We start from the raw sequence: 18674 nt of genomic DNA, 5'->3' as shown, positions 1-18674 counted from the left end.
GAATCAGTTGGTAAATTTCTATCAAACTTAAAAACCAACTGATTTAATGATGAGAGTAAATTCCTATTTTTTCCTGTTTTTTATCCTGTGCTTTGCATTTATAGTACATGGTTCCTTTGGACAAGATTCAAGGGTAACAGGGGTATTGGTAGATTCTGAATCCAAAAAGCCTTTGCCTTTTGTTCAGGTAGCTCTTTTTGGTTCTCAAGATTCTACGTCTCCCGAATCCTTTGGAGATACTGACGATAGTGGAAGGTTTTCACTTCAAGTAGATCCTGGCGAATATGCTTTAAAGGCATTCTTTTTAGGTTATTCAGATTTGAATATCCCAAATGTGAAAGTCTCTGGAGCTGAAGATTTAGGAATTCTTGAGCTGAAAAGTGAAAACCAAAATTTGGAGGAAGTAGTAGTAGAAACGTCAAAAATGCCTGTTCGGACCACCATGGAAGGGTTGACAATCACTCCTGATAACAACCTGGCTAATACTGGAGGTACTTTATTGGATGTGCTAAGAAATACTCCTTCTATTTCTGTAAGTGAAGATGGGGCTATTTCCTTACGTGGAAGTTCAGGGACCAATATCCTGATCAATGGAAGAAACTCTTCTCTTACCCAAAATTTAGATCAATTACCTGCAAGTGCGGTAGAGGAAATCAAAATAATCAATAACCCGAACGCTCGATATGATGCGGAAGCAGAAGCAGGGGTAATTGATATTGTTTTGAAAAAAGGAATTGAGTTGGGAACTCATGGAGGTGTAGAAGCTACGTACGGAACTAGAAATAGGACAAACCTAGGAGCTAGAATTAGCCACAGGAGCCTTAGGTTGAATACTTACGCCGGTTATAATTACCGGAATTGGAAAAGTATAGGGACGCGTGAATCCACTCGCTTTCTTTTTGAAGATGATGAATCCCTTGTTCAGAATACAGATAATTCAGAACAGGATATCGGGCATAATTTGAACTATGGAGCTGATTACTACTTTGGTAACAATGTTTTGAGTTACGAAGGAGTTTATCAGTCCAGTGAAAATTGGCAAACAAACACCTTGTTTGCAGAGCAAGTGAGGGGAGGTAAGGAGTTCAATTATGTCAGACGAAACTCAGAAAATGAAACGGATGACGGTTTGGATAATGCCTTGATTTTTGAACACTCATTTAAAGAAAAAGGACATTTGCTGCGTGCATCTGCTAGTCATTCGTATCGAAATCAGTACAAAACACAAAACATTGAGATCTTTAATAATAGTTTGAATCCTGATCCTGGGAATTTAACTGGGCAGGAACGTGCATTTACTGATGAGGTTAGAAACATATCAGTATTTCAAGCAGATTATATCAGGCCATTTGAAACCGGGAAATTTGAAACTGGTTTGAAATCCACCCTACGTAAATTTGATAATGATTATCAATACCTGAGATTCCAAGAGGCAAGCCAAGATTTTGTTTTAGACCCTGCTATTAGTAACCGCTTTGTTTACAAAGATCAAATTCATGCGGGTTATATGGTCTATTCCAGAACCAAACCGAAGTTTGAATATGCAGTAGGTTTAAGAGGAGAATATACCCAAGTGGATACTTATCTTGAGAATACAAACGAGACCAATAAGCAGTCTTATTTCAACCTTTTTCCAAGTGTGCAGGCGCTTTATAACTTGAATGATCAACATGCCTTGAAAATTACCTATAGTAGAAGAATTGATAGGCCAAGAGCTTGGAGATTGAACCCTTTTCCAGATATCACGGATAGTTTGAATGTAAGAAGGGGTAATCCTGAATTGGATCCTGAAATGATTAATTCCTTCGAGTTAGGGCATCTGGCTAATTTTGATAAATCTAGCTTTACAACAAACCTGTTTTATCGTAAGGTAAATGGCCAAATAGATTTCATCACCATCATTGAAGATGGAATATCTTACTCCCAGCCTGACAATTTACTTTCCTCCCAATCTTATGGTGTAGAGTTGATTACCACTAATGAGATTACTGATTGGTATTCTATTAATGGAGGCTTGACACTTTTTCAAATTGCTGTAGACGGATCCAATATCGGAGAGGAATTTACAAATTCAGGATTTTCATGGAATGTTAAATTAACTCAAGACTTTAAACTTCCTTTAGGAATTAACTTTCAGTTGGTCGGTAATTATGAATCTCCGGAAATTGAAGCACAAGGAAGAGATTTGGCACAATACTACTTCGATGGAAGTTTACAAAAATCATTTTTTGATGGAAAGGGAAGCTTGACGTTTAGTGCGCGTGATATATTTGATACGAGAAGATTTGCTGGGAATACACTTACGAATGCTTTTTCACAGGAGTTTTATTCCAAAAGGGAAACGCAGATCTATTTACTATCCGCAAGATTTAATTTTTAGAAGTAACACTGTTGGGTTTTATGAAGGAAAGAAAAAGGCAGAGAATTGAACTAGCCCCCAAAAGGTAGATACTTATTGGGGGAACTTTTATGCGAAAAAAACTGAAAATAAAATTTTGAAGCCAGGCTTCGAGTAGTTCAAGAAGTTATTCAAGGATGACACTCTTTGGAAAGTATTGAGAAAAAAAAGAAAACGACTACCATTCCTTTGTTGAACTTTGGATTGTCTTTTATTGAAAGTTTGGAATCAAGGGACTGATGCGTATTCATCAGACGAACATTCACATCCTTGTAAAATCTTAGTTTTATTCTCCCAAATAATTCTGATTTCAGCATTTGTCGATGATCAAAATGTTCTCCATTCGTCTCTCAGGGTTCAATACTTGGCTAATATCAATTGACCCCAGTGAGGTTATTTTCTCAAAAATAGAGTATCACTTTTATTAAATTATCTTTTAAGTTGGTAGTTGGATTATCATTCCGCAAATGGCTTTCTAACTTGCTGAAGGTATATCTCAATGGAACCTGATTTTGAGAAACGAATCTTTAATTATTAAAACAATTAAAAAAAAAAACCCGAATACTTTCAGTAAACGGGGTTTTAGTGGGCCCACCTGGGCTCGCCCCGATAGCTATCGTGGGCAGGGACAGCCAGTTATAAATCCTATTAATTAATCAAGATGGGGTTGGGATAAAGATTAATGTTTTTATTCGAAGTTTAATAATTTAAAAAAACAAAACCCCGAACACTTTCAGTAAACGGGGTTTCAGTGGGCCCACCTGGGCTCGCCCCGATAGCTATCGTGGGCAGGGACCGCCAGTTATAAATCCTATTAATTAATCAAGATGGGGTTGGGATAAGGATTAATGTTTTTATTCGGAGTTTAATAATTTAAAAAAAACAAAACCCCGAATACTTTCAGTAAACGGGGTTTCAGTGGGCCCACCTGGGCTCGCCCCGATAGCTATCGTGGGCAGGGATCGCCAGTTATAAATCCTATTAATTAATCAAGATGGGGTTGGGGTAAGGATTAATGTTTTTATTCGAAGTTTAATAATTTAAAAAAACAAAACCCCGAATACTTTCAGTAAACGGGGTTTTAGTGGGCCCACCTGGGCTCGCCCCGATAGCTATCGTGGGCAGGGACCGCCAGTTATAAATCCTATTAATTAATCAATATGGGGTTGGGATAAAGATTAATGTTTTTATTCGAAGTTTAATAATTTAAAAAAACAAAACCCCGAATACTTTCAGTAAACGGGGTTTCGGTGGGCCCACCTGGGCTCGCCCCGATAGCTATCGTGGGCAGGGACCGCCAGTTATAAATCCCATTAATTAATCAAGATGGGGTTGGGATAAGGATTAATGTTTTTATTCGAAGTTTAATAATTTAAAAAAAACAAAACCCCGAATACTTTCAGTAAACGGGGTTTCAGTGGGCCCACCTGGGCTCACCCCGATAGCTATCGTGGGCAGGGACCGCCAGTTATAAATCCTATTAATTAATCAAGATGGGGTTGGGATAAGGATTAATGTTTTTATTCGAAGTTTAATAATTTAAAAAAACAAAACCCCGAATACTTTCAGTAAACGGGGTTTTAGTGGGCCCACCTGGGCTCGAACCAGGGACCACCTGATTATGAGTCAGGTGCTCTAACCAACTGAGCTATAGGCCCAAAATATTATTACTTTAACTAACCTAAAGCTCTAACCTCCACGATAGCTATCGGGATGAGCTATAGGCCCTTTAAAATCAAAGTAGGCAATAGCTTGTTCTATTTGTCCTAAACCTTGGTTTTGGGAGTGCAATGTTACATATTTGAAATCAAATTCACAACCTAATTAGTGCATGAAAAACGTTCCTGATGCGGATTTTTTGATTTTTGATCTCGGTAATGTGATCGTAGATATTGACTACCAAAAATCTTTGGATTTAATCAAAAAGGAATTGCCTGATTATCATCATGATAAGGTAGATCAATTTTATTTGACAGAGTTTCATGAAAAATATGAAAAGGGTGAAATAAATTCTGAAAAGTTTAGAGAAGAGGTGAGAGATTACTTCGAAAAAGACTGGAATGATGAAAAGGTTGATGATATCTGGAACTCTCTTCTCAAAAATATCCCTGCCGAACGAATTGATTTGATCTCCAATTTACAAGACAAATACAGATTAGGGATTTTAAGCAATACCAATGAAATCCATATAGAAGCAGTCTACAAAATGCTGAAAAAAGATTTTCAGTTGGATAATTTTGATCCGCTATTTCAGCATGTGTTCTATAGCCATGAAATGGGAATGTCAAAACCTTCTCCCGAAATTTATCTTAGCATGGTGGAACAATTAGGAACCAAACCTGAACGAGTGGTTTTCTTTGATGATTTGGAAGCAAATGTCAAAGGTGCAAACTCCATTGGTATCCAAGCGGTCCATGTGACTGGACCTCAAATCATATTTGAATACTTAAAGCATGTATAGCAAAAAGGAACTACTAGTTCACAGTCTTTTATTTATTCTCACTTTAATTACTACTACCCTCGCAGGGGGAGAATGGGTGATGAGTAAGTCAGTGTTGGCGACCGGAGAACATTTCCTTTCCTTAGAAGATTTTTGGAAAGCTACCGCATTTTCTATCCCTTTTATTGGAATTTTATTGATTCATGAGTTAGGGCACTTCTTTACCTCCTTATACCACAAAGTGAAGTGCAGTTTACCTTTCTTTATTCCAGTGTGGCTTGGATTTATAGGTATCCCCTCCATCGGGACGTTTGGGGCGGTGATAAAGATGAAAGGCTTTGTAAACAGTCGGAAAAAATTCTTTGATATTGGTGTAGCAGGACCTCTGGCTGGATTTGTAGTGGCTTTGGGAGTATTAATCTATGGCTTTTCTACGTTGCCTCCTGCAGACTATATCTATGAAATTCATCCTGAGTATGCTGATGAAAGCTTTCAGGGATATGGAGAAGATGCCATCGATTTTGAATTGGGTAATAATCTGCTTTTTTCTGGTCTGGGGAAAGTTTTTGCAGATCCGGAAAGACTCCCTGAGATGGCAGAAGTAATTCATTATCCTTTTCTGTTTGCAGGATATTTAGCCTTGTTTTTTACTTCGCTTAACTTATTACCAATAGGCCAGTTAGATGGTGGACATGTGATTTTTGGGCTTTTTCCAAAGTACCATCAATATGTCTCTTTGATTGCCTTTACGGGATTTATTGGATATGCCGGTTTGGGATTTATTTCTCCTTATTTACCTGGAAATGATTTGTTGCTCCGAATTCCTCTATACCTGGCATTCTTGTACATCTGTTATAGTAAGTCAGGGCTAACTGTCCAAAATAAGTTGACGATTGTGTTAAGCTTAGCAGCTGTTCAATATACCATTGCTTTTGTAAAACCTGAATGGGAGGGATATCAAGGCTGGTTGTTTTTTGGATTCCTGCTGGGACGAATTATGGGGCTAAAGCATCCAGAAGTCTCTGGATTGAGAGAAATAAGTACCTCGAGAAAAATTATTGGTTGGATTGCAATCCTTATTTTCCTCATCAGTTTCTCTCCAAAACCATTTATATTTTCATAAAAAAAGCTCCACCAAGGGAGCTTTTTTTATAAGTTGTTGTAGGCCATTATTCCACCAAGTACGTTTCGAACCTTTGTGAAACCTTTGGATTCCAAAAACTTTTTGGCATTGCCACTTCTGGCGCCAGATCTGCAATGCACCACAATCTCTTGATCTTTGTACTGATCGATTTCATCCAATCTATGAGGTAAGTCTCCTAGTGGAATATTCATGGCTCCGAGGTTGTCATCATCATATTCCCACTCTTCGCGAACGTCTATGAATACAAATTTTTCGTTTTTGTCTAACCTAGCTTTAAGGTCTTCTACAGTAATATCTTCCATATTTCTATTTAACTAATATTCTTATTGACTGATATCCATCTTCCGAAACCACATTGACCAGATAGATTCCGGGATGTTGTCCTGTAAAATTAATAATTTCCCCTTCTAGACTACGTTCTCTTTGAAGAAAAATCTCCCTTCCAAAGGAATCAAAAATCCTTAAATCACTATAACTACCCTCCAAATTCAGAATAGTTTCCACTGGATTTGGGAAGACTTTTATCAATCTAGCTTCTGGAATAGAGCTTTCTTCAAATGGGGCATCTATACTGATATGTGGACGAATCATCATGGCGCCTTGAACTTCCGTATTTTCTTCCCAAGCCCCTAAGACGTTATAATATAATTTGTCACCTTGGTCATTGGATTTGTCAAGTCCTACATGAATGAAATCGTTGGTAAACTGCGCGTATCCAATGTAGAATTCTCCGGATACTTGAATATTCGTATCCAAAGAATAATATAAGAATTCCTCTTCGGCTTCTTTCACAGATATCAAGTCCTCTCTTCGGAAGATAGGGCCTTGATCTAAGTCTTTCCAAACAATAATATCAATGGCTTGGTTTGCTTGATTGGGATTGGTGAAATTGATGGAAATTCCTTTCAAAAAGGCCTCCTCCGGAGTATCATATTTCACCGCCAGCATGCCCGACTTCTGATTGATGCCTGCAGCATAATCTGCGGTACCTCTATCATAAGAAAAATAGTCTTGAATAGGGAGATAACTCTTTACCGTGTCATTTATCCGATAGTCTATGGTCTGAAAAAATGTAGTGTCATTTCCGTCCACCTCAAAATACAAATCATCTCCTGTGGTAAGTGAAGTTGTAAATTCTAAGGCAGATTCACCTATCGGGATAGGAACTTCATCAAACTCATTGCTTGTAAAATTTCTTCTTTCTTTAGAATTAGGAACTGGGTCAAATGGGGTATTTTGATTGATAGCCAAGAAGCTATTCGTTAAAGTATCCTTTACCTGAATGGTATATTCCATCGCCCTAAACCTATTCTCTAAATTATAAAACTGATTTTGAATTCTACTCCAAAACCCGTCCTGATTACCTTCAATTAATGCTAAGGGATAGGCAGCATAATCTCCTATTAGGACCTGATTTACTTGTGTTAGACTTCTGTCTTTGTAATTCAAATCAGTGGCTGACCTGCCGTCATTCAAATACACATAATCCAAAATCCAGCTATCAAAAGGGCCTACTTGTCTTCCATCTGCAACAAATCGGAATTGGAATGCTTCATGTTGATAGTCAGGTCCAACCTGAATGATTTCTTGGGAGAATTTGGTTTGATTTTCTTCTATTCCTCCAAATTGATTCCATACAGTGACCCAATTTCCAGATGCATTCAGAAACTGTAAATAGAATTGATCATTGCCGTCTGGAAATTCGGCTTTTCCCCCTGCTTGCCAAAAGTAACTCAAGTACAAAGAGTTGGAATTTTGGGCAGATAAATTAAATACCTTGGAGGTCAACATATCAGTAATGCCAATATCTCTTTGGGAGAGGGAGTAGGGTTTACCATTAGCGTCCACACCATTAAACAATACTTGTCCAAAAGAAGGCGCATCAATCCCAATGGTTTCCGTATATGAGGCTCCATTTACCTTCCATACCAACGTGTCTAGACCTTGAGAGAAGTCATCCCAAAAAGGAATAGTATGTGTGTCTTGTATTCTTAACTGTTCGCGTTCAGCAGTATTTTTAGGGATTTTAATTTGATGGATAGGGGCAAACTCTACTATTTGAGCATGAGACTCTGATTCCAAGCCTAGAAAAAGGAGGAAGGTACATGTACAAATAAGGGATAGGCTTTTGCCCATTGATTTAAAAATTTTCTTTAGAGATCCAAAGCTCAATCAATTCTCCGGTTTTTACTTGAGTACCAGCAGGAGGGGTTTGCATAAATATTTTTCCTGGAGGTACGGTGTCATTTGCGGCGAAATTTTTATTTCCCACTCTCAACCCGGAACCTAAGATTAAAAACTCTGCGTCAATTTCATCCATTCCTGTCAAACTTGGAACTTCTAAGATCTGATTTCCCAATCCGTCACCAACAACTAAATCAATTCTGGCTCCTTTTGGAATTTCGAATCCTTCAGGCACATCCACGCCTCTATATTTTTGCTCCAATACCACATTGATGCCAATATCTGGTACATACACTATGTCACCTCTTTTTAGCCCCATATTTGCTAATATTTCCTGAACATTTTTTAGGGGAGTATTGACTAGGTTAGGCATCTTAAGCATCGGTGCATTTCTGGCGTTCAGGGTTAAATAGATTTTTCTACCGGTTTTAACCTGTGAATTTGCCTCTGGAAATTGCTTGAGTACCGCCAAAGGCTTTTCGTCTGTACTAAAAGCAGAGTCTACAGATACCTCATATTCTAAACTTGCATCTTCTAAAATACTTTTGCCTTCCTCAAAGGTGTATCCGCTCAAGTCAGGAACAGAAACGGTTTCTCCATGATTGGTGTACATAGGGAGGTAAAGCTTCAAGAATAAGTAACCTAGTAATATAGAAAGCCCAATCACAATAAATAGATTGATCAACACTTTCTTTATGGAATAGTTAAATGAACTCATTTTGGAAATTTACGATAGCTAAAGATACATGGGAAATTGAAACCCTACAACGAAGGGATTCCCAAAAACCAGCTTTACCACAGACAAAAAATAAGCCGAAGAATGAACTTCGGCCTGAAAACAAGTTAATTTATTATTAAACGCCTGGTTTCCTGTATGGTAGGGCTGGTAATTTTGATTATGAATACACCCTTGGAAAATAATTCTGTACTAAAAGAATACGTTTGGTTTAGGGTGCCTGGATAATCTAAATCCTGAACAACCATACCCGAGGTAGAAATCACTTGAATATTTACATCTTCAAACTGGGCTAAATTAAACGCAATATTGAAAATATCTCGAGCAGGGTTAGGGTAAAGAATACTCATTCCTTCCCCTGGAATGACAGGGTCTGGATTGGCACTTTGGAATAATTCAATATTGTCTAGGTAAATAGGACTGTCTTCGCTAGATCCACCTGCTACCACAAAGGCAAGTCTTATTTTACCCTCTGCCAGTCCGGCATATTCGGTCAGGTTTACATATTTTCTGGCAAAGTCGTTCACGGAGTTTGGATTTGCTTCTCCAGAAGATACCGTAGAAATTTCTGATCCGGAAATTTGGTAGGCGATGGAAAAGTCTTGGCCTCCGTTTGTACTTACCAATACATTGAAGGTGGTATTATTACTCACTTCCCCTGCCGCTAAGTCAAAGAACACACTGGCTTGTTTTCTACTACTTAAATCAAATATAGAGGTTCCCAACCAATAGGTATTTCCATCTTCTTGATTTTGAAGCCTTGCGACATTATTTGGCCCTTCTCCTGAATTGATAGGGATAATCTCCCAAGCAGTCTGATCTGATTCAGGATTGATGGTTTGATTAATCGGGGTAATACTGGATGAGTTATTGAAATTTTGTCTCCAAGGGGTTAGAATGGTATTATCATCTTCAATGATATAACGGGTTAAGTCATCTGAATTGTCTCCGTTTTGATCAAAATTTGGTTGCCTAACTTCTATCTCAATTTTGTTTTTGCCTGAAATCGTAGATTTGGGAGAAGATAAAGTAAAGTTCTCGCCCGGTTCAACTGTGGAACCACTTGCCAAGAAAGTTTGTGTTACTCCATCATTTGTACTCTTCGAAAATATAAACTTGGAGACAGGTAGGTTTCCAGTGTTTTGTAGGAGATATATTTCATTATCCTGTTCTCCGTCTGCGATCGGAGATGGGGTAAGCATTTCATTGACGGACAATTCATACTTGAATTGCTCTGTCGGTAGAATACGGATGTTTCTGATGAATAGATTATTACCGTATGAATTTTGATTGATAAATGCGAAACGTATCGTGCCCAGGTCGCGATATTCACTTAGATTGACGATCTCAGTTCTGAATTGGGAGGAGGTTGAAACAAAGAATTCATCTAAGGTAGCCTCTACAGTTTCCAGACTTTGACCAAATTTCTGATAGGTTGCGTTAGCCAAATCAAAATTATTTCCACAATCTTGGGAAACCGCCACAATCAATTGATCCTCGAAACCAGCTTGATCATAATTTGCATATGCGAGTTCAAATACAATTTGGGCATTTGGATATTCTTCCAAATTAATCAATGGAGAAATGAAATAGTCTAATTCTCCTGGCGCTTCATAATTGTAATTAGAAATAGTAACTAGAGGTTGACTTACACCTGAAATCGAACGCGTCGTTTTTTCCCAAGTAAAGCTTTCATCAGGGTTTTCTACTGTAAATTGTCCAGGGAAATTGTTTAGATCAAGCGTATATGGCAAAGTGATTTCCTCTTGGATTAAAGGCGTTGAACTTCTAATGTTATTGGATTCATTCATGTCAGGCTGATCATTTGCCTCTGTGATTTTGAATTCAACAGTAGTTCCAGAAGTTTGTAAATTGAAATCATTGAAGCTGACGGTAGTAGACTCTCCAGTTTCTAAATCGAATGTCACTCTTTTGCTCTCTAGGAGCGTTCCATTTCTTCTCAACTCGATTCTACCAGAGGTAAGCCTGTTGTTTCCTGCATTTAAAACTTCAATGGCAGGGCTGACAGTGGTGGAACAGATATATTCTGATGGGGAAATTATTTTTGAAATAGCAAGATCCACATCGAGTAATTCAGGCTCTTGGGTTGCTCTATTGTTGACAAGGGTCACTCTTCTGGGACTGTTTTCCAAGACCACATTAAATCGCTCCACTTGCCCTTGTGTAAATAAATTCATACATGCATCAGGGGTATAATCCATGTAATTTTGAATCATATCTGTAGATCCACAGCTGGTGCGAGTGAAGTTGGGACTACAGCTATTGTTAGAAGAATCTTGCTCAGGGGTGTCTGCAACGAAATCGTCCACTCCACATCCGCCATCACCCCAAATATGTCTCAATCCCAAATAATGGCCCACTTCATGGGTAGCTGTCCTGCCCAATGAAGCTGATATGGCACTTCCGCCGACTCCAAAAAAACGATAATCAATAGTCACCCCATCAGTTAAAGCAGAGTTAGGAGGTGAATTTAGTCCTGGTAAATCGGAAATAGGGAAGGAAGCGTATCCAATATAGGGGTTGATCAAGGGGACTACCCAAAGGTTTAAATATTCTTCTGGATTCCATTGGGACAATTGTCCAATAATTGTGGCGTCAGTCTCTGGATTATAATTTGTTTTGGGACCTTGAATTCTTATTATTCCATCAGTGGGTAAACCATTGGGGTCTTGTTTTGCTAACACAAATTCAATGTTAGCATCTGCTGCTACAGGTAAGAATTCACCCGGAGTATTGACCGCATCTGCGTTTAACCGACGGAAATCTTCATTTAAAATTCGTATCTGCTCCAAAATCTGGCTGGTAGGTACATTGGATCCTACGCCTTCTGCTTGTCCATTATGAACTATATGAACCACCACAGGAATCAATCGAAGTTCTGAATTAGCTCTGGAAGAAATCTGAGGATTGGCTTTTCTTGCCTCAATTTTTTGATCGACCCAACTTTCAAAATATTGCTTGGTTCCAAAAAAACCAAGTTCTTTTTCCTGTTTGGCTTCTAAAAAAGTATGCGCACACTTTCCAGTATGCGCATGATTAGTATTGTTACTTGTCTGACCCGTTACATCAACTATGTTGAATTGCTGGGCGAATGAAATTGAAAACGTAAAAATGGCTCCAAAAAGAAGCAAAGTGGCTTTTGAATAAAAGCGAAAACCTTTTTTCATCCAGATTAAAATATTAGGCGATAGTCAGATTAATGGCTTCCACCTTGGTGATTTCAGGGATCGCTCTTTTGATTGCGTCTTCAACACCAGCTTTCAAGGTCATAGAGGACATAGGACAGGAACCACAAGATCCCATCATTTCAATTCTCAGTACCATGTCATCTGTTACTTCTACAATCCTCACATTCCCGCCATCGGCCTCCAAATAGGGTCGAATGGTGTCCAAGGCAAACTCTATTTTATTTTTTAATTCTGCTTCCATTTTTTTAACCTTTAATTTCTACTACCTCAGTTTTAGCATTTGAGGCATTTCTAATGGCAACTTGTCGAGCTACTTCTTCAGCAAGATCCATATAGGCTTCTTTTGTCAATCCGTCTTTCATCACAGCTGGGTATCCTGTATCCCCGCTTTCTCTAATGCTCTGTACTATTGGGATTTGACCAAGAAGTGGTACTTCGTACTTAGCAGCTAATCTCTTGCCACCTTCTTTACCAAACAAATAATACTTATTATCGGGCAATTCTTCTGGCGTAAAATAAGCCATATTTTCAACAACACCTAAAACGGGAACATTAATTTGCGCCTGTCTAAACATGGATAAGCCTTTGCTTGCATCTGCTAGCGCAACTTTTTGTGGAGTGGTAACAATAACTGCCCCTGTGACAGGAACTGTTTGCACCATTGTCAAATGAATATCTGAAGTGCCAGGAGGTAAATCAATCAATAAATAGTCCAATTCGCCCCAATCAACATCTGAAATAAATTGTCGTAATGCGGAACTTGCCATAGGGCCTCTCCACACAACTGCACTTTCCAAAGGAGTCAAAAATCCAATGGACATCAGCTTTACTCCGTATTGTGTAATAGGAATGATGATGTTTTTCTCACCTACTTTTTTGACTGATGGCTGCTCTCCCTCCACATTGAACATGGTAGGAATAGAAGGTCCAGAAATATCCGCATCAATAAGTCCCACCTTTGCACCTGACTCCGCCAAGGCTACGGCGAGGTTGACAGAAGTAGTTGATTTTCCTACACCTCCTTTACCCGAGGCAATGGCAATGATATTTTTAACCTTCGGAAGGACTGGTGCCGCATCTCTCACAGTGGTAACCTGAGAGGTCATGAAAATATCCCACTCAATATCCTTCCCAAAGTCTGCCTCTAACTCCTCGAGACAATTATTTTTGATTACTTCTTTTAAAGGACAAGCCGGCGTGGTCAAAACCACGTTAAAACTGACTTTATTGCCTTCAATATTTATTTTTTGAATCATTCCCAAAGTGACTAGATCCTTTTTTAAATCAGGGTCTTGTACTCTGGAAAGTGTTTTTCGGATCGCTTCCGCAGATAAATGCATCGGATGATTGTTGAATTTTTTTGCAATTTAGGGACTCTCTCTGGCTTAGAAAAGTCAAAAGAGTTACTTCATGCTCGATTAACTTAGGTATTTGGTAAATAGTTCGGACATTATCGCACCTTTTAATAAATTGAAAGATACCTTTGCCGTATAAATGTACCCATGGGAATCAGTAAACTCACCACAGAAAAAGTAAAAGAAAGAGTAGACATCGTTGAGGTGGTAGGGGATTATGTGCCTTTGAAAAAGAAAGGCCAGAATATGTGGGCTTGTTGTCCTTTTCACAATGAAAAGAGTCCCTCTTTCTCTATTTCGCCCGCTAAGCAGATTTATAAATGCTTTGGTTGCGGAAAAGCAGGAGATCCTATTCAGTTTGTGATGGACATAGAAGGAGTTGGGTTTACAGAGGCGATCCGTCACCTGGCAGGTAAATACGGCATTGAAGTGGAGGAGGATAAGGAGCGAACCCCTGAACAAGATCAAGCTCAAAGCGAACGCGAAAGTCTGTATATAGCTTTGGGGTTTGCGAGAGATTTTTTTGTAAAAAATCTCCAAACCCCAGAGGGTAAATCCATAGGTCTAAGCTATTTCAAAGAAAGAGGCTTCAGCCCCGTGATCATAGAGAAGTTTGATTTAGGCTATGCACTGGATGGGTGGGATCACCTGTTGAAGGCTGCCAAATCTGCTGGCTTCCAAGAAGAGATATTATTGAAAGCCGGGCTGATCCTTCAAAAAGAGGGAGATGCCAGTAGAGTATATGACCGATTTAGGGGAAGGGTAACATTTACCATTCACAATATCGGAGGTAAACCCATTGGTTTTGGAGCTAGGATTCTAACTAAGGATAAAAGCCAACCCAAATACATTAATTCACCTGAGACCGCAGTCTACCATAAGAGTGATGTGCTATATGGCATGTTTCAGGCAAAGAAAGCCATTCGGGAAAAGGATAACTGCTATTTGGTAGAAGGCTATACGGATGTGGTTTCTTTACATCTTTCAGGTATTGAGAATGTAGTGGCATCTTCTGGTACTTCATTAACAGAGGGGCAAATAAAACTCATCAAGCGTTTTACAGATCAAGTGACGGTCCTCTATGATGGAGACTCTGCTGGAATTAAAGCTTCTCTCCGTGGAATAGATCTGCTTTTGGAAGGGGGCTTAAATGTGAAAGCGGTGGTATTCCCAGATGGGGAAGATCCGGATAGCTATTCAAGAAAGGTGGGAAGCCAAGCATTCCAAGACTATTTGGAGCAAAATTCACGGGACTTTATCGGATTTAAAATAGGCTTGTATAAAGATGAGTTTGTAAAAAATCCAATTCGGAAAGCAGAGGTAATACGTGAAGTGATCCAAAGTATCGGCAAAATACCTGACCCGATAATTCGGTCCGTTTATGCCAAAGAGGCAGCAACTTTATTGGAAGTTGAAGAAGATGTAATCCATACAGAGTTAAATAAGTCCTTACTAAAAACACAAAAGGATCATTACAATCAGCAGCAGGAACCGCAGGTGCCTGAAACTGGATTTGAAGAATTTCTTCCTACAGAAGAGAAAACTCAATTTTCTGATATTTTAAAAGTCCAGGAACGAGAAATGGTTCGGCTACTCATTAATTATGGCTGGGAAACTCTAGATCAGGAAGAACTTCATTTGTGCGATTATTTACTGGCCGAAACGCAGGATCTGGAATTTGAAACGCCTGTTTATGAAAAGATACTATTGACCTATCGGCAAATTTTAAGAAGGGGAGAAGTGCCTTCTGTAGACCTTTTTATCAGGCAAAAGGATGAGGAAATGCGTCAGGAGATCATTGATCTGATTACTCCGAGGCATGAGATTTCCAACCACTGGCATGAACGACATCAAATTTTTATAAATACTGAATCAGATAATCTGTCTTTGACCGGTTTTAAATCCATCTTAAGGTTGAAGCGGAGAGTGGTTCAAAAAATGATGGAAGAAGCCAAGCAAAAGATAAAATCAGCAGAATCAGACCAAGAAGCTGATGTGAAAATAGATGAATTGCAAAAAATCTATTTTGAGTTAAAGAAGGTTCAATTAGAAATAGATAAAGAACTCGGAATTGTCATTGGGTAGAACCAAACTTTCTTTGGTCACAACCTGTTTTGTAAGGAAAGCGTGTAAATTTGCAGTTCCGATATGAATTCAAACCCAAATCTTGTGGAAAATTATCAATTAGATCCCATTGAAGATGCGATCGAAGCAATCAAAAATGGTGAAGTAATCATTGTCGTTGATGATGAGGACAGAGAGAATGAAGGAGACTTTGTTTGTGCTGCAGAAAAGATTACTCCTGAGATCGTCAATTTTATGGCGACACATGGACGTGGACTTATTTGTGCACCTCTAATTGAAGATAGATGTGAAAAATTAGGCTTGGATATGATGGTGGGCCAAAACACGGCTGCATTTGAAACACCTTTCACTGTTTCGGTAGACTTAATTGGACATGGATGTACCACAGGTATTTCAGCCTCAGACCGAGCAAAAACCATCAAAGCATTAGTAGATGATAGCATTGATCCAAATGAATTAGGTAAGCCAGGCCATATTTTTCCTTTGAAGGCCAAACGAGGCGGAGTCTTAAGAAGAGCAGGGCACACCGAGGCAGCTATTGATTTTGCAAGGTTGGCTGGTTTTTCACCTGCTGGTGTATTGGTGGAAATCATGAATGAAGATGGGACCATGGCTAGATTGAATGATTTGGTGACTGTAGCCAAAAAATTTAATCTCAAGCTTGTTTCAATTAAAGATTTGATTGCGTACAGATTGAAGAAAGAATCCTTAATCAAGAGGGAAATCGGTGTGGAAATGCCTACTGAGTTCGGGAACTTTGATTTAATCGCATTCAAACAAACCAATACGGAAGAAATCCACATGGCTTTGATTAAAGGATCTTGGGGACCAGATGAACCAGTATTGGTAAGGGTGCACTCCTCCTGTGTAACTGGTGATATTTTCGGATCTTGTAGATGTGATTGTGGACCTCAATTGCATGCTGCCATGGATATGGTAGAAAAGGAAGGAAAAGGAGTGGTATTATATATGAATCAAGAGGGTAGAGGTATCGGATTGATTAATAAATTGAAAGCGTACAAACTCCAAGAACAAGGAATGGATACAGTGCAAGCTAATTTGGCATTGGGACTTCCTATGGACAGCAGAGATTACGGAGTTGGAGCACAGATATTGAGAGATTTAAATGTTAGTAAAATCCGATTGATATCTAATAATCCTCAAAAACGAGTGGGCTTGATAGGCTATGGTTTAGAAATTGTAGAGCAAGTTCCCATAGAAATATCACCTAACCCTCACAATGAGCGTTATCTACAAACCAAGAGAGATAAAATGGGTCACAACATTTTAAAGTAAAAATGTTGTTAAATTAAATATCTAAAAGAAAGTAATTCTAACCCAAATATTAGATTTACGTAAAATAAGGCATGACTAAAACCATGAAAAAAGCAATATTCACCCTAAGCTTAGTTTTCTTTGGCCTTGTGACTGTCATGGCTCAAAATCAATTTCCCTCCCAAGTCTGGCATAAAGGGAATATTTATGGGGCTGACGGGCAGACCTTTTCAGGACTTATCAAATATGATTTGGATAATAACCTCGTTCAACTAAAAAGCGAAAGTATCATAACGCTGACAGCATCCAATGTTTCAAATTTTGAGATATATGATGAAATTTTTGGAGGCGTGAGAACCTTTTATAGCCTACCATTTAGTGTAAATGGAGATTATGAAACCCCTATTTTCTTTGAGGTCCTGACACAGGGTGATGACATTGCATTATTATGTAGAGAGTACATCGCAACAGATTCCAGAAGCATGGGAGCTTATGGTGCTATGGGGATGAACCCATTTTGGGGTCCTCAAACCATGACTGGATATCGATTAGCGTTTAATTATTATTTTTTTAAAAATGGAAAAATCCAAAAATATAACTTGAAGAAAAAAGAGTTGTATAATTACCTCACAGGTTATGATGAAGAAATTGATTTGTTTATGAGAAAAAACAGGTTGGAGCATGACAAAAGAGGGGATTTATTAAGGATTACTGCTTATTACAACGAATTGAATAAAAACTAATGCCTAAGCCACTAATTCTTGTCTCAAATGATGACGGGATCACTTCCAAGGGAATAAGAGTTTTAGTATCTGTTATGAAAAGGTTGGGTGAAGTCGTGGTGGTAGCGCCAGACAGTCCCCAATCTGGTATGGGCCATGCCATTACCATAGGAGAGACACTGAGACTTACCGAAGAAGAGATATTTGAGGATGTGAAAGCCTACAAATCCAGTGGCACTCCTGCTGACTGTGTGAAGCTTGCAAAGCATTATGTTTTAAAAGATAGAACTCCCGATTTAGTGGTGAGTGGGATCAACCATGGTTCAAATACCTCTATTTCTGTCTTATATTCTGGTACCATGTCAGCAGCTATTGAGGGCGCCTTAGAGGGGCTCCCTTCGATCGGCTTTTCATTGTGCGATTACTCTTCCAATGCCGATTTTTCTCATGTCGAAGAATGGGTGGAGAAAATAGCCATACAGGTATTGGAAAATGGAATTTCTAAAGGGGTGGCATTAAATGTAAATTTTCCTCCAAAAAGGAATGAAGATATCAAAGGGATAAAAGTATGTAGGCAAGCGGATGCGAAGTGGCAAGAGGAATTTGACGAGCGATATGATCCCAATGGTAGAAAGTACTTTTGGTTGGCGGGTAATTTCGTGAATTTTGATAAGGGGGAGGATAATGACGAATGGGCTATTGCAAATAATTATGTTTCCATTGTACCCTGCCAATATGATTTAACAGCGCATCATTCGATCAGCCAGATCAACAAGGAATGGGATTGGAACAAGCTTTGATTTGTTTGAAAATCAAAGTGTTTGAAGATTTTGTTTAAGTGATTTTACAGAATTCTGATGGTAAAGTTCTGAGTTCTTTTATTTTTGATGCTTCAAAGAAATTTAAAAATTAAAAAATTGGGTAAAATTGACTATCACTTAATTTAGTTAATTTCAGTGAGTCGTCATTTATAATTTCGGGCGTGAAAAGGAATCTAGGCATTTTTTTGTTTTTTGTAATAGTCCTCATACTATCTTTTGAGGGGAAAGCGCAATCATTAGTAAATATTGATAGCTTAAAATCGGAATTAAAAAGTACGGAGGGTAAAGCCCGTGTCCAAACATTA

13 protein-coding genes and 1 tRNA gene are annotated in these 18674 nt (G+C 38.7%); 7 read left to right on the top strand and 7 right to left on the bottom strand.

What is annotated here, in order from left to right; translation table 11 throughout:
• The first annotated feature begins 46 nt into the window (after window positions 1–46).
• Entirely contained in the window at window positions 47–2380 is a 2334-nt protein-coding gene (locus JYB62_RS06645; RefSeq protein ID WP_317194636.1) for a TonB-dependent receptor domain-containing protein, read from the top strand.
• Window positions 2381–3982: 1602 nt separating this feature from the next.
• Here the strand turns inward: JYB62_RS06645 and JYB62_RS06640 are convergent.
• A tRNA-Ile gene (locus tag JYB62_RS06640) sits at window positions 3983–4056 on the bottom strand.
• Window positions 4057–4229: 173 nt separating this feature from the next.
• On the opposite strand from JYB62_RS06640, the gene JYB62_RS06635 reads away from it, so the two are divergent.
• On the top strand, window positions 4230–4859 hold the full coding sequence (locus JYB62_RS06635) for an HAD family hydrolase (protein WP_205644628.1): 630 nt from the start codon (window positions 4230–4232) through the stop codon (window positions 4857–4859).
• Window positions 4852–5961 (top strand): site-2 protease family protein, encoded by a 1110-nt coding sequence (locus JYB62_RS06630; RefSeq protein WP_205644627.1) that lies wholly within the window; start codon window positions 4852–4854, stop codon window positions 5959–5961. The genes JYB62_RS06635 and JYB62_RS06630 overlap by 8 nt, the downstream gene beginning before the upstream one ends.
• Before the next feature lie 26 nt (window positions 5962–5987).
• Here the strand turns inward: JYB62_RS06630 and JYB62_RS06625 are convergent, their stop codons facing one another.
• From JYB62_RS06625 to JYB62_RS06600, 6 genes are all read right to left on the bottom strand, one after another.
• Window positions 5988–6284 (bottom strand): rhodanese-like domain-containing protein, encoded by a 297-nt coding sequence (locus JYB62_RS06625; protein WP_074223643.1) that lies wholly within the window; start codon window positions 6282–6284, stop codon window positions 5988–5990.
• Between the two features lie 4 nt (window positions 6285–6288).
• Window positions 6289–8118 (bottom strand): T9SS type A sorting domain-containing protein, encoded by a 1830-nt coding sequence (locus tag JYB62_RS06620; protein WP_205644626.1) that lies wholly within the window; start codon window positions 8116–8118, stop codon window positions 6289–6291.
• Between the two features lie 4 nt (window positions 8119–8122).
• Window positions 8123–8884 carry a PASTA domain-containing protein gene (locus JYB62_RS06615; protein WP_205644625.1) on the bottom strand — a complete coding sequence of 254 codons (762 nt, stop codon included), beginning with the start codon at window positions 8882–8884 and terminating at the stop codon, window positions 8123–8125.
• A 125-nt stretch (window positions 8885–9009) separates the two neighbouring features.
• Window positions 9010–12090 (bottom strand): M43 family zinc metalloprotease, encoded by a 3081-nt coding sequence (locus JYB62_RS06610; protein ID WP_243431452.1) that lies wholly within the window; start codon window positions 12088–12090, stop codon window positions 9010–9012.
• A gap of 13 nt (window positions 12091–12103) precedes the next feature.
• Complete coding sequence (locus tag JYB62_RS06605) at window positions 12104–12352, bottom strand: NifU family protein (protein WP_205644624.1); 249 nt, start codon at window positions 12350–12352, stop codon at window positions 12104–12106.
• Window positions 12353–12356: 4 nt separating this feature from the next.
• On the bottom strand, window positions 12357–13451 hold the full coding sequence (locus tag JYB62_RS06600; RefSeq protein ID WP_205644623.1) for an Mrp/NBP35 family ATP-binding protein: 1095 nt from the start codon (window positions 13449–13451) through the stop codon (window positions 12357–12359).
• Window positions 13452–13613: 162 nt separating this feature from the next.
• Here JYB62_RS06600 and dnaG point away from each other — a divergent pair, with 162 nt between their 5' ends.
• The 4 genes from dnaG to surE all read left to right on the top strand — a co-directional run bounded on the left by dnaG (window position 13614) and on the right by surE (window position 18348).
• Entirely contained in the window at window positions 13614–15551 is a 1938-nt protein-coding gene (gene dnaG, locus JYB62_RS06595) for a DNA primase (protein ID WP_205644622.1), read from the top strand.
• A gap of 84 nt (window positions 15552–15635) precedes the next feature.
• On the top strand, window positions 15636–16847 hold the full coding sequence (locus JYB62_RS06590) for a bifunctional 3,4-dihydroxy-2-butanone-4-phosphate synthase/GTP cyclohydrolase II (RefSeq protein WP_394369683.1): 1212 nt from the start codon (window positions 15636–15638) through the stop codon (window positions 16845–16847).
• 83 nt (window positions 16848–16930) lie between these two features.
• A complete protein-coding gene (locus tag JYB62_RS06585; protein ID WP_205644620.1) occupies window positions 16931–17569 on the top strand; it encodes a hypothetical protein in 639 nt (212 codons plus the stop codon).
• Window positions 17569–18348 carry a 5'/3'-nucleotidase SurE gene (surE, locus tag JYB62_RS06580; protein WP_205644619.1) on the top strand — a complete coding sequence of 260 codons (780 nt, stop codon included), beginning with the start codon at window positions 17569–17571 and terminating at the stop codon, window positions 18346–18348. The genes JYB62_RS06585 and surE overlap by 1 nt, the downstream gene beginning before the upstream one ends.
• Window positions 18349–18674 lie beyond the last annotated feature (326 nt).

Origin of the sequence: Algoriphagus lutimaris (assembly GCF_017051705.1) — a bacterium.
Lineage (GTDB): Bacteria > Bacteroidota > Bacteroidia > Cytophagales > Cyclobacteriaceae > Algoriphagus > Algoriphagus lutimaris.
The sequence above is the reverse complement of the archived record's forward strand: the minus strand, read 5'-3'. Positions and strand labels throughout refer to the sequence as shown.